The following is a 13,365-nucleotide window of genomic DNA, read 5'->3' on the forward strand; positions in this document are numbered from 1 at the left end:
CTACTTGTAGATCGTCTCTTGCCACTTCACCTCGACGCGGTACCCGGCGAAATAGCCACCGGTGTACTGGGGCGTCTTGTTGAAGATCTGCTGCCACTTGCCGTGGCCCGGGATGAACGACTCGTTGTCGATGTCGGTCCACGCCCTGTACTGGACGGTCAGTGTATCTCCCTTGGTCTTGGTGACGTGGTACTCCAGCGAGTAGGAGCCGAGCACGCCCTGGGCCTTGCGGTCCTCCTTGCCGAAAGCGAGTCCGCCCAGGTCGGAGGCGTACACCCCGGCCATCTGCAGGGCGTTGAGGTCCTCCCCCTCACGGTTCTTCGTGACGCTGTAGTCGGCCCGGCCGCTCTTCTTGCCCTTGAGGTCGTACTCGACGGCGACGGCCGCCCGGGCGTCGGCCATGCTGGTGCTCTTGATCAGGTACTGCGTCATCTCGTCGTCACCGTCGAAGTTCACCTGCTTCGTGGTGTTCTTCAGCTCGGGACTGCCCCACAGCCAGCGCAGCGCCAGGCTCCAGGGGCCGCCGCTCTTCACCTTTCCGTCGCCGCCGTGGTCGTTGTTCGCGAGGTGGCCGATCGGGCGGTTGGCCATCTGGCTCTCGATCAGCATCCTGAGGAACTTGGCCGTCGCCCCCTTCTCCTTGTACTCCACGGGCAGCGGGTCCGGTCCCATGAGCAGGACCACCGTCTGGTAGGGCTGGAGCAGCGCCGGGGGCATACCACCGCTGGGGATCACGGACGGCGATCCCGCCGTCCCGGAGGTACTGCCGCTGCCCGAGTTGCCGCCGGGGAACGGCGAGGCCGCGTTCTCCTCCACGTCCTCCCAGCCGTCGGGGCAGTCCACACCCATGGTGCACTGGATCGAGCCCTGGCCGCTGGGATCGGAGAAGGTGACCGGGTTGTTCTCGCCGTAGCCGTAGCCGTTCAGGGACTGGTGCTTGCCCGTCTCCAGCAGCGGGTCGACGCTGATGAACTGCCCCAGGACGGCGTCGTACTCGCGGGCGCCGATGTGGGTGAGCCCGGTGCCCTTGTCCAGGGTCTTCCCGAGGAAGCCGCGGTCGGTCACCCAGTTGCCCGTGCGTTCCTCGCCGAAGGCGTTCAGCAGGCGCCGGGTGACGGCCTGGGTGCCGGACTCGACGGCCAGGCTCGCCGTGCCGTGGTGGTCGGCGGCCAGGAAGTAGAGCTTGTTGGCTCCGCTCTGGTTGGTGCGTACGGCGACGGTCAGTTCCTGGGTGCCGTAGTGGCGCTGCGCCCAGGTCGTGCCGTCCTTGCGCAGGTGGACCTCGGTGGAGCCGGCGTACAGCACCCGCTCACCGTCGTCGGCCGAGCGCAGCAGCAGGTTGCCGTCGGCGTCGTAGACGTAGTCGGTCGACCTGGAGCCCTCGGTGAGCCTGCCGAGCCTGCCCTCCGCCGACCAGGTCAGCTCCTGCTTGCCCGACGCGCCGGGACGGTGCCAGGTGTTGCCGGCCTTGTCGTAGTCGTAGAGGCGTTCGGGACTGGTGCAGTCGCCCTTGGTGGTGGTGCCGGTCACCGCGTGCTTCGCGGTGCCGGCGAAACACGCGGTGGTCGTGGTGCCGCCGGTGACGGTGTGCTCCGTCTCGGTCTTGCGCTGGCCGGCGTCGGTGTAGGTGTAGGTGGTCCAGTACGGAGCCGGGCCGCCGAGCGAGCCGGCCGCGGGGGTGTCGGAGCACTTGCTGGAAGCCGGGGTCCAGGCGTCGGTGAGCCGGCGGAAGCCGTCGTAGGCGAAGCACTGGGTGTCCGGCCTGGCGCCCGCGGCGGTGCTCGGGTCGCTGACCGAGGTGATGTTGCCGGCGTCGTCGTAGGCGTAGTTCAGGTCCTGGACCAGCCCCCGGGAGATGTCGGTGACATAGCTGCGCAGCAGCCGGCCGGTGCCCTCCTCGAAGGTGTTGTTGAGATAGGTCTTCTTCGCGTCCTCGGTGTTGGCGGTGCCCAGGACCAGCTGCTGCGGCTGGCCGAGCATGGAGTAGTCGGTGTCCAGCAGGTAGCCGGTGGAGCCGCTCACCGACTTCACCTGGGCGAGGTCGGTGTAGCCGAACGACACGGTCTCGGCGGGCAGTCCGCCGAGCGCCGGTTCCTTGGTGTTCTGCAGGGTGCCGTCGAGGTTGTAGTAGCTGGTGAAGTCCAGGGTCTGCGGGACGCCCGCCTTCACCAGGGCGTCGTCGGCGGGCAGGGTCAGCTGGGTGGCCACCGCCCGGTCGAGGGAGTCGTACTGGGTGACCTTGCGGGTGTACGCCTTGCCGGAGAGTCCGCCGACGTAGCGCACCGACTCGTACGGCTTGCCCTTGGAGACGTCGTCGTAGGTCTGCTTGGTGAGCCGGTTGGCGTCGGTCCGGGAGCCCTCCCAGGTGCCCGTGATGCGGCCGATCTCGTCGTACTCGGTGAGCACCGACTTGTTGTTGGCGTCCGTGACCTTCACGACCTGGTCGAGGGCGTTGTAGTCGGTGTGCGCCTTGCCCTTGTCCGGGTCGGTGGTGTCGGTGCGGCGGCCGAACAGGTCGTAGCCGTAACTCCACCTGGCCCCGTCCGGGCCGGTGACCTCGAGCTCCTTGTCGTCCAGCGTGTAACCGGTGCGCACCGATGTGAAGGCGGCGCCCACGGCACCGTACTCCCGGTCCGCGGGGCTCTGCGCGGCGTAGTCACGCGTCTCGACGGTCCGGCCGCGCGCGTCCACGATGGTGCGGCGGGCCGTGCCCCCCTTGAGGGCGGAGGTGGCGGTGGAGTCACCGGTGTACTCGGTGGTGCTGGTCCACCGCTCCACGCCGTAGAACAGGACGGTGCGGCCGGTCTCCCGTTCGGCGCCGTCGTACGTGGTGCGCGTCTGGGTCGGTGACTGGCCGTACTCGGTGCGGGTGTAGGTGCCCGTGGGAGTGCTGGTGTTGTCGAAGATGTCCGCGTACGTCTCGAACGGCAGGCCGCGTGAGTCGTAGCGGGTGTCGGTCAGGATGCGCCCGGTGCCGCTCGGAGTGGGTGACTGGCTCTGCAGCTTGCGCAGCAGCGCGTCGTACAGGTCGTAGCTGGTGGTGTAGGTCTTGCCGTCCGCCTTCAGCTTCGAGGTGGACACCCACGACGGCTTGGAGGCGCTGACCTGGTACGCGAACGTGGAGCTGGCGGCGTCCCCGCCGGTGCGGCTGCGGTTGGGCAGCCAGACGGCGGTGAGCCGGCCCAGCGCGTCGTAGGTCAGTTCCGTCTTCCTGAGGTTCGCGTCGTAGGTGCGCTCGGGCTGGCCGCGGCGCGGGTCGATGAAGGTGGTCGTCTTGTGCTGCTTGGGATTGACGACGACGGTCTTGGTCAGCGGCCCGGCCGTGGGCGGGGTGTAGTCGGTGCGGGTGGTCTGCTGGTTGGCGTCGGTGACGGCGGTGGTGCGGCCGAGGGTGTCGTAGCCGGTGGTGCTGACGGTCTGCCAGCCGGTGGGCTGACGGCGGCCCTGGGCGTCGGCCGTGGCCGGGTAGGCGGTGGCCCGGCCCGTCCAGGTGGCGAGGCCCTTGGTCGGCTGCTGGTTGTCCTTCCAGGCGGTCGCTGTCGGGTCGTCGAACACCGAGGCGGTGTCGGACAGGACGTCGCCGCGCTTGTCGCTGCTCGCGGGCAGGGCCAGCGAGGTGTCACCGACCGAGCAGCTCTTGCCCACGGTCCTGACGCGCGAGGACAGGCTGGTGATGCCGGCGGTGTCGTTGCGGGCGTACCAGGTGCGGGTGCAGGTCTCGTCACCGCTCTTGGCGGCGTCACCCGAGTCGTCGGCGGAGACGGGCATGCCGTAGTCGTCGTAGCTGTTGGAGACCGTGCGGGCGCGCCAGGTCTTCGGCGCGGTGAGATAGGTGTACGTGGTGCTCTTGGCGGGGCGCACGTAGCGGGCGCGGTGGTCGGCGGCGCCCGGCACCGACTGGTGCGCGGTCTCCTTGGACCACGGTTCGCTCGCGGTGGCCGTCACGGGCGTCGCGCCCGCGTAGACGATCCGCTCGCGCAACTGGCCCGCGAACTGGGGACTGTCGGCCAGGGTGGCGAGGCCGAGGGCGGGAGTGGCCAGCGGGGCGACGTCCACCGAGCGGGTGGTTCCGTCCGCCTTCGTGTCACCGTCCATGCCCTGCAGGTACAGGGAGACGGTCTTGGAGCGGGTCGTGCCGGTCGCGCCCTTGTAGACGGTGACCTGGCGGTAGCCGCGCCAGTCGGACCAGGTGCGCTCGTCGGCGGGGACGAACGGGTCGTCGTTGTGGTGCCAGGCGGCGCCGGAGTAGTCGTAGGAGTTCTCCACGGCCACGTTGTTCGCGGCCGGGTCGGCCGTGGTCACGGCCAGCACCCGGTACTTGTGGAACCAGTCCACGGAGGCCTTCTCGGCTCCGTTGATGTTCCAGAACTGCGGGTAGCAGGAGCGGGTGTTGGTGTCCTGCGGGGCGTTGATGACGGCGCTGCGCACGCACTCCTCGGGAGACAGCGTGACCGTGGTCAGCGCGCCGGTCTCGGAGGTGATGGTGGCGATGCGGGGCCGGTGCATGGGCAGGATGTCGTCGGTGCCGTCGACCCGGTTGGGCCGCATCTGGTACGTGAACGCGATGGGGTCGGAGGCGATCTCGGTGCTGCCCGCCTTGGCCGTGCGGCGCAGCTCGGTCAGTGTCAGGGTCTGGTCGCTGCTGTCGCCGATGTCACCGCCGTCGAGGTACTTCTGCACGAACTCCCAGCTGTCGACGGGCTTGTAGCTGCTGTCGGCGGCCGACCAGGAGAAGGTGCTGACGCCGGTCAGGCGCTTGCGGGTGAAGAACGCCGGGCCGGCGGAGTTGCACTCCTTGTCGCCGTCGGAGCAGATCGCGTCGAAGGGGACGTCGGGCCAGTTCTTGGCGGTGTCCTTGGTCAGCGAGGAGCAGTCGTCGGCGGTGCAGCGCTCGGCGTGCGTGAAGGTGACCTTGGCGTCGGCGTCGTCGGTGAACAGCGCGTCCTTGCGCAGGCCGTACTTGATCTCCTTGAGGTATCCGCCGCGGGTGTAGGGGGTGTCGGCGGTCTCCGCCTTGTTCTTCCGGTAGTGGTTGGTCTCCTTGGTGTACCAGTAGGTGGCGGCGTTGCCCCGGGTGGTCTCGACGTAGTCGAGGTTCCACCGCCAGGCCTGGGTCAGCGCCCGGTCGGCGAAGCCGGCGCCCTTGTCGTAGCCGGGCTCCTTGTCGTCGTCGCCGAAGACGGGCACGGTCCAGGTGGAGTTGGTGCGCTGGTCGGTGGCGCCGTCGAGCTTGTCCAAGCCGAAGACGTACTTGGTACCGTCGCCGGTGGTCACGGTCCAGAACTCGCCGTTGTCGTCGCCGTTGTCGGCGCCGGTGCCCCGGGTGACCTTGGAGGCGTCGTCATCCTCCAGGCGCCAGCCGCCGGTGTCGTCGTCCTTGATCAGCCGGGTGGACCTGCCGTTGAGGACGAGGCGGGCGTTGTCGTACTTCCAGCAGCGGTCGAAGACGTCGGTGTGGCCGTCGTCGTCGCAGCTGCCGTACGACCTCTCGATGTAGGAGTCGGTGAGGCTGAAACCCTCGCCGACCGCGGTGCCCTGGTTGTTGGTGGCGGCGGTACGGCCGTCCACGCTTCCGGAGTCGTAGCCGAGGGTCAGTGTCGGGGTCGGGTCGACCGCGGCGGGCGGCAGCGGGAACTTGTGCGTCCAGGTGAAGGAGCCGGAGCTGCCGCCGGCCTCCCAGGTGGAGGCCGGGGACAGCGCCGTCGCCGAGTAGTCGCCGGTGCCGGCCGGCGACTGCCCGGCGCCGGCCGCGGCGGCGGTGACGGCGAGCACGGCGGGGGCGGCGGTCGCGGTGGCCTTGGCGCCGCCCTCGCGGGCCGCGGTGGCGGGCCCGGCGGTGGCGGGCAGCGGGATCTCGGCCGTGACCGTGCGGTCGCTGACGTCGTTCACGGACGTCAGCGGAGTCTGGCGGCGGCACTCGGCCTTTGCCGGCGCGGTCAGGGCGCAGGCCGGCAGCCGGACGAGGCGCAGCCGCTCCGCCCAGCCGCCTCCGACAGCGCCGGCGAAGGAGCCGTAGCCGACGGCGAGGCGGACGCGCCCGGCGGTGTCGGCGCCGGCCGTGAGCAGGACGCCGGTGACACCGGCCCGGCCGGCCGTCTTCTGGTCCAGCACCCGGACCTGGGCCCGGGCGGCGTGGGCGCGCGCACCGGCCCCGGCTTTCGTCGTGGCGCCTTCCCCGGTCTTCGCGCCCTCCTTCTCCTTGGCGCCCTCCTTCTCCTTCGCGCCCTCTGTGACCTTCGCGCCCTCCGTGACCTTCGCCGTGCCGACGGGCCGGAGTGTGAGCGGGATACCGGCGGGCTCGGCCGTGACATCCCGGTCGCCGTCGAGGGCGACGTCGGCGCGGCCGGCCTTCGGCCAGGCGGCGTCGCGGTCGCGGGCGCCGCGCCGGATCTGCTCGGCGTTGGCCGCGCGGAACTTCGCCGCCTTCTGCCGGGCCGCTTTCGCGCCCGGGCCGGTGATCGCCCTGACCTTGCTGACGCGCTGGTCGGGCACGGCGGGCCGGCCGTGGGTGCCGGTCGCCGCCGCTGCCGTCGGCGCGAGGCCGAGAGGTGCCACCAGCAGCAGTGACACCGCCGCGGTCAAGAGCCGCGCGTCACGCCGTATGCGTGACGCGCCCCTGCCAAATCTCATGTGTTCGCCCCACCGTTTCCTCCGGCCCCCGGCCGGACTGCGATTCCGTCACGTCCAGGCGCGCCGCGCGCGCCCGGCCACGGCGGGGCGGCGCCTCCGGACGCCGCCCACGCCTCACACGCGTGACATGCCTCAGTCACCCACGCGTTCGTCGATCTGGTCCGGGCTCGCCATGGCACCGGACCACAACCGGACCTCGGTGATCCGGGCGGGCAGGTAGTACTTCCAGCTGCCGCCCGTGAAGCCCTTGCCCACGGCGAAGTCGCCGCTTCCCGCCTGCGCGGTGAACACCAGGTCGTCGCCGTTCTGGTTGTGGCCCAGGTAAAGACTCACCGTGCCGTCCTGCGCGTTGAAGACACCGGTGAGCCGTACGACGCTGTCGGTGGCGGCGGCTTCGTCCGAGACGACGGAGTCGAAACCGCCGTCCGCACGCAGCCGGCCGAAGTGCCACTTGCCGGACGGGACCGTCCGCTCCTCGCCGGTCTCCTCGTCCAGCACGGTGTCCTTGCCGGTCAGCTCGTACCACAGCCCCCAGCCGGAACCGTCGGACGTGCGCTGCCCCACCACCTGTCCGATGTAGCCGACGCTCTTGCCTGCCAGCTTCCTCCCGTCCAGTTCGACGGCCGTGGTCACGGTGAAGGAACCGGTGTCGTCCACGATCGGCCCGCTCGCGGTGGCCGCGCCGTCCACACCGTCCAGGACGATGGCGTCGCCGCTCAGCGAGGCCCCGCCCGCCAGCGCGAGCTGCCTGCCGTATCCGGAGGTGGTGTCGGCGACGGTGGTGCCCGAGCCGCGCTCGGCGTTCCAGTCGGCGACCAGTTCGGCGCCGGCGAAGCCCTGCGAGGTCAGCAGCCGGGCCTCGTCGGCGACCTCCGTCTCCCCCAGGGCGCGCTGCCAGACGGCCACTTCGTCGACGGAGCCGTCGAAGTAGTCGGTGTTCTCGCCGAGCCACCTGGCCCGGCCGAACTGCAGGGCACCGCTCGCGGCCCAGGGGGTGCCGGCGTCCGCCTCGCCCTGCGGCACCCCGTTGAGGTACAGCCGCACCTTGTTGGTCTCGCCGTCGTACACGGCGGCCACGTGCGTCCACACGCCCCTCGGCGTGGGCTGCTTGGCACGCACCGTGCTCCAGGTGCGGGTGGTGCCGTTCACCGTGAGCATCCGCATGCTCCACGCGCCCGAACCGTCGAGGTTGTACGACAGGTAGAAGGGCGTGTAGGTGCCGCCGTCCTGGCTGAGCAGTGTGTCCGTGCCCGTCTGGCCGGGGTCGACCCGTGCCCAGGCGGAGAGCGTGTACGACGACCTGGTCTCCAGCACCGGTCCACCGGTGGCCGCGTAGCCGGTACTGCCGTCGAGCGTCAGGCCCCGGTCGGTGACGGGCTCCTCCAGCGGTACGCCGGAGGCGTCGTGGGTGATCAGGCCGCGTCGGCCCCGGTCGTCCCGGGCCGCGCCGCCGGCGAGGGCGGCGTCGTGCCGGGTGGTGCCGGGGGCGTCGGCCGAGTCGACGGCCGCCCCGCTGCTCTCCCCGAACTGCCATCGTCCGACGGCTCGCTGGCCCGCGTCCACCAGGACGTCGACGACGTTCTGGGCTCCGGGCCGGCCGCTGCCGACGTCGTCGACGGCCCTGGCGTAGATGCGCAGCGTGCCGGAGTGGTTGGGTACCACCGTCAGCGTCGGCTTGCTCGCGGGCAGCGTCGACGACCAGGGCGCGGACGTGCTCAGCTTGTACTGGTAGCCGGCGATGTTGGTGTCACCGGCCGCGCCCTTGGCGAAGGTGAAGGTCATCTTCTGGCCGGGGCCGCCGTGCGCCGTGCAGTCGGTGGAAGTGCACAGGGTGTACGGCGAGGCGACGCTGATCTGCGGCGCCTTGGGGGCGGTCGGGTCGACCTTGAAGTAGCACCAGCCGGTCGTGGACGCGTTCGACGGCCCGGCCAGATAGTCCTGGCCCTTGTTGTAGTACGACCGCACCCACGCCCGGTATCTGTAGAGGGTGTTCTCCGTCAGCTTCGGCCAGTTCAGGGACACGGCCGCGTTGTCCGTGGCGTAGGCGGGCGCCGAAGGCCGGATGTCGCCGTTCGTCGAGATGGGGGCGTCGGTCCAGGTGCCGCCGCTCTTGGCGTCGACGTCGAAGGCCACGCGCAGCTGGGCGTCCTTCTCACCGCCGGACGCGGTCTGGGCGGTGGCCCGCAGCTGCGGCTCGGGGCTGGAGACGACGGCCGGGTCGGACTCCTTGGTCTCGCAGACGGTACCGGTGCCGGTGGCCACGCCGATGGAGGTCGGCTTGGCGGGCAGGCCGACGAAGTCCACGGACAGCACGCCGTCGTTCTTGAACCGCTTCCAGGCGCCGGTGTCACCCTCGTCGTGCGCGCGCAGCTCCAGGGTCAGCCGGGAGAACTTGCCGGCCGCGAAGTCACGCACGGTGGGGGTGAGGTTCTCGTTCGACTCCTCCGGGTTGTCGTTGAACTCGATCGGCGCGTCCGGTGAGTCGGGGTCGCACAGCGATCCACGGCCGGCCGACACGTAGCGGTCGACCATCCAGTCCTGTTCCCTGGGGCGCCCGGACCAGGTGGTGGAGGAGGAGATGTTGTCGGTGCGCACGAGGTCGACCCAGCGGGGGTCGCACTGGAACGCCCAGGGCTCGGTCACGCGGAAGGTGGCGTCGAGGACGCGCTTGCCCTTCAGGCTGGCCGGCGAGAACTCGAAGTACAGGCGCTGCACATAGCCCGGACCGCAGTAGTACGAGTTCCAGGAGCCGCACTTGCCTGCGCCCTTGCCGAGGCCGTCGTCGCCGTTGCCCCAGCCGTAGGACTCGTAGCCGTCGCTGCGCAGCAGGGTGCGCTCCGACTCGCTCCATGTCACGTTCGGATCGATGAACAGCGGGAAGTGCTCGGCGGCCGTCCTGCCCAGCATGGCCGGGTCCGGCGTGACGGACAGCGAGTCCTCGGTGATCTCGACGCCCATCCTGGCGACCTTGTCGCCGGCTCCGGGTTCGGTCGAGTCGGCGGCGGTCGCGGCGGCGGGGTCGGCGGCGGTCGCGCCCGGGACGGCGGAAGCCGGGGCGGCAGAAGCCGGGGCGGCGCCGGAGGCCACGGAAGCCGGGGCGGCAGCCTTCGCCGATGCCACGGCCGGCTGACGACGGGAGGCGACGGAGGCCAGGGTGCCGGACGTCGCCGGTGCCTCGGCGGTACGCGGGGCCGAAGCACGAGGTGAGGCGGCGGCCGTCCCGGCTGTGGTCGGTGTACCGGGCTGGGTCGCGTCACCCGCGGAATCCCACATCTGGGCGGGAGGCGCGCGGAAGACGGTCTGTCCGTCACCGTCGACGGCCAGGAGGTTGCCGGCCCTGCCCTCGTGCAGGTCCAGTCCCGACGCCTTCAGGGCGTAGGTGACCTGCTTCAGCCGCGAACTGGCGGCCGCCTTGGGCGTCTTGACGATGAGGAGGTGCTGGAAGCCCTCGGTGGACGCCGTCACCTTGAGGTCGACGTCGGGCAGGACGTCGGAGTAGAGGGCGCTGGATCCGTGCAGCTCCGGCTTCGGCAGCGTGCCCGGCCAGCCGAGAGCCAGCGAGCGGCCTCGTCCCGTGATCCTGACCAGCGGGTCCTTCGTACCGCCGCCGGAGAACTCCATGTCCACCGCGGCGGCCTTCGGCACGACCGTGCCGTCCGCCCGGACCTCCAGTGTCGGGTCCGGAGCCTGCCAGCCGCCGTTCTCCGTCGGGACCCGAACCGGCACCGACGACTCCTCCAGGTGGAAGGTCGCGCCGTCGGGGTTGGCGAACACCGTGGTGTGTTCGGTCCGCTGGCCGGTGAGTTCGACCCGCTCACCGGTCTCCTGCGCTCTGGCGAGCGCCTGCTGTTCGACCGTCAGCAGGGGCTCGTCCTGGGCCTGGGCCGTCGTCGCCGGCACGAGCAGTGCCGACAACAGGGTGACTCCCAGGCCCAATGCCACCGAGCGTGGCCGTCTTCTTCTCGTTCTCGGTCCGCCGTCAGCACGGCGCCCCCGTCGCTCGTTCACTACTCCACCCCGAAACGTCACAGCTGACACACACAAAGGCCACAGAGGTAATAAGAACTCCAAGGAATGTTCAAGTGTGTGCTACGCCACAACGGGCCAACTGGCTGATTTACAACCCCTGGTCAAAATGCGGAACAGATCACTCCATGCGCTGGCATCCTCTGCTCACGTCCGCCCCACCCGACCGTTCATCGCCCTGCGTCATCTTCTTGCGACCCCGGGGTGGCCGGCGTGAATCCTGCAACTCGAAAAGATGGCCGAATAATTCACCCCAGTCAGCCGGGTCGTCCGCGTGATGCGGTCGGCCTCCGTGGGCTACTGGGTGTCGCCCGAAGCACGCGTCGTGCGCGGTCTCCGAGCGGTGCGGCTTCCGCTGCGAGGGGACGCTGCGCGACGCGATGTGGCAGGCGGGACGCCGGGACGCCTTCCGTGACTGCCATCTGCACGCCCGCCTCGCGACCGATCCCGAGCCGCAGTGGGCACGGCAGGCGGCCGCACGCACGGCCGAGGGATCACCGCGACGGCGTGCTCCTCACCCTCGCACTCCTATGACCCGGAGGCGGACTGGCGCCCCGGCCGGGCGGGCCCGGCGGGGGGCGTCGGCTCCGGGCGTGGGGCGGTCAGTTGTGCGGTGGCGTTGTCCAGCAGGGCGTCCAGGACGACCGGGTAGGCGCTGTGGGGCATGCGGGCGGCCAGGAGGCGGGCGGTCGCGGCGATGTGGGGGTAGGACTCGGCGGGGAGTTGGGCGTACGTGGAGGTCCACATCTCCTCGTCCGTCGCGCGGGCCTCCTCCGCCAGGGCGAGCGCTCCGGCGTCCAGGGCGGCGAAGGCCAGGCTCAGGTCGATGAAGGCGTGGTAGAGGCGCACCGCGGCGGGGTCCGGGAAGCCGGCGGTGCGCAGGATGCCGAGGATCGTCTCGTCGACCGCGATCTCCCGGGGCCGGCCGGTGACCCGGCTCGCGGTCAGGGCGGCGGCCTGCGGATGGGCGAGGTACGAGGAGTGGATGGCGCGGCCGAGGGCACGCAGGTCGGCCCGCCACTCACCGGTGGCGGTCCAGCGGTCCAGCGCCTGCCCCATCAGCTCCTCGCCGATGGCCCGGGTGAGGTCGTCCATGCCGGCGAAGTAGCGGTAGAGGGTGCTGGGGTCGGCGCCGAGGGCGGTGCCCAGCCGGCGCGCGGTGAGCCCCGTACTGCCGTGTTCCCGCAGCACCCGCAGCGCGGTGTGCACGATGAGCCGCTCGGACAGCACCGTGCCCCGCCGAGTCGGCCGGCGCCTGCGCCGCGCCGGTTCCGGCACCACTTGCTTGGCCATACGGACCTCACCCTCTGTCCTCGGCATGCCGTCGGCCCTTATGCCAACACGGTTGACTCTATCCGGAGCCGTCCCGTTGCATCAGGGCATCTCGTTGGCGTGTGCTCGAAGAGAGAGGTGTGTGACATGCGAGTACTGCTCGTGGGCGCGGGCGGGGTCGGAACCGCCGTCACCCGGATCGCGGCCCGTCGCGGTTTCCTGACCCGCATGGTCGTGGCCGACTACGACCTGACCAGGGCAGAGGCCGCCGTCGCCGCGCTGGAGGACCGCGCGGACCGGTTCAGCGCGCGGCGGCTGGACGCCTCCGACGAGGAGGGCGTGCGCCGGCTGCTCGCCGAGGAGCGCTGTGACGTCCTGCTGAACGCCACCGATCCCCGGTTCGTCATGCCCCTGTTCCGCGCGGCACTCGCGGCGGGTGCGCACTACCTCGACATGGCGATGTCCCTGTCCGCCCCGCACCCCGAGCGCCCGTACGAGGAGTGCGGCGTCAAGCTCGGCGACGGCCAGTTCGAGCTGGCGCACCGGTGGGCGGACTCCGGTCGGCTGGCCCTGGTCGGCATGGGGGTGGAACCCGGTCTGTCCGACGTCTTCGCCCGGTACGCCGCGGACGAGCTGTTCGACGAGATCGAGGAGATCGGCGTCCGTGACGGGGCCGACCTGGTCGTCGAGGGCTATGACTTCGCCCCGTCCTTCAGCATCTGGACCACGATCGAGGAGTGCCTGAACCCCCCGGTGGTCTACGAGAAGGACCGGGGCTGGTTCACCACCGCGCCGTTCAGTGAGCCGGAGGTCTTCGACTTTCCCGAGGGCATCGGCCCGGTCGAGTGCGTGAACGTGGAGCACGAGGAGGTGCTGCTGATCCCGCGCTGGGTGGACGCCCGCCGGGTGACCTTCAAGTACGGCCTGGGCGACGACTTCATCGCCAAGCTGAAGACCTTGCACGAGCTGGGCCTGGACTCCACCGAGAGGGTCACCGTCCCCGGTGCGGACGGCCCCGTGAGGGTGTCCCCGCGCGACGTGGTCGCCGCCTGCCTGCCCGATCCGGCCACGCTCGGCGAGCGGATGACCGGCAAGACCTGTGCGGGCACCTGGGTGAAGGGCACGAAGGACGGCGTCGCGCGGGAGGTGTACCTCTACCACGTGGTCGACAACCAGTGGTCGATGCGCGAGTACGGCTCACAGGCCGTGGTCTGGCAGACGGCCGTCAACCCGGTGGTCGCCCTCGAACTGATCGCCACCGGCATCTGGTCCGGCCGGGGCGTCCTCGGCCCCGAGGCCCTTCCGCCCCGCCCCTTCCTCGACCTGCTCGCCGACTACGGCTCGCCGTGGGGCCTGCGCGAACAGGGCTGACGCCGGCGCGGCAGCAAGGCCCCGGGCTCAGGGTGCGAAGGGCGGCGCGACCCCCGGCCGCGAGTC

At 70.9% G+C, this 13,365-nt stretch carries 4 protein-coding genes and 1 pseudogene; 2 read left to right on the forward strand and 3 right to left on the reverse strand.

What is annotated here, in order from left to right; translation table 11 throughout:
- Together AB0B40_RS13090 and AB0B40_RS13095 are read right to left on the reverse strand one after the other, a co-directional pair.
- The gene (locus tag AB0B40_RS13090; protein ID WP_362263915.1) at positions 1-6,630 is read right to left on the reverse strand and encodes an RHS repeat-associated core domain-containing protein; all 6,630 of its coding nucleotides are present in this window, start codon (positions 6,628-6,630) and stop codon (positions 1-3) included.
- A 132-nt stretch (positions 6,631-6,762) separates the two neighbouring features.
- Positions 6,763-10,572 (reverse strand): LamG domain-containing protein, encoded by a 3,810-nt coding sequence (locus AB0B40_RS13095; protein ID WP_362263916.1) that lies wholly within the window; start codon positions 10,570-10,572, stop codon positions 6,763-6,765.
- Between the two features lie 404 nt (positions 10,573-10,976).
- Here AB0B40_RS13095 and AB0B40_RS13100 point away from each other — a divergent pair.
- Positions 10,977-11,111 (forward strand): annotated as a pseudogene (locus AB0B40_RS13100) (GNAT family N-acetyltransferase); the annotation flags it as partial.
- Positions 11,112-11,184: 73 nt separating this feature from the next.
- Here AB0B40_RS13100 and AB0B40_RS13105 read toward each other — a convergent pair.
- A complete protein-coding gene (locus AB0B40_RS13105; protein WP_345060448.1) occupies positions 11,185-11,949 on the reverse strand; it encodes a TetR/AcrR family transcriptional regulator in 765 nt (254 codons plus the stop codon).
- Positions 11,950-12,075: 126 nt separating this feature from the next.
- Here AB0B40_RS13105 and AB0B40_RS13110 point away from each other — a divergent pair, with 126 nt between their 5' ends.
- Positions 12,076-13,299 carry a saccharopine dehydrogenase C-terminal domain-containing protein gene (locus AB0B40_RS13110; protein ID WP_362263917.1) on the forward strand — a complete coding sequence of 408 codons (1,224 nt, stop codon included), beginning with the start codon at positions 12,076-12,078 and terminating at the stop codon, positions 13,297-13,299.
- Positions 13,300-13,365 lie beyond the last annotated feature (66 nt).

Source organism: Streptomyces sp. NPDC042638, assembly GCF_040647235.1.
In the GTDB taxonomy this organism is placed as follows: domain Bacteria; phylum Actinomycetota; class Actinomycetes; order Streptomycetales; family Streptomycetaceae; genus Streptomyces; species Streptomyces rameus.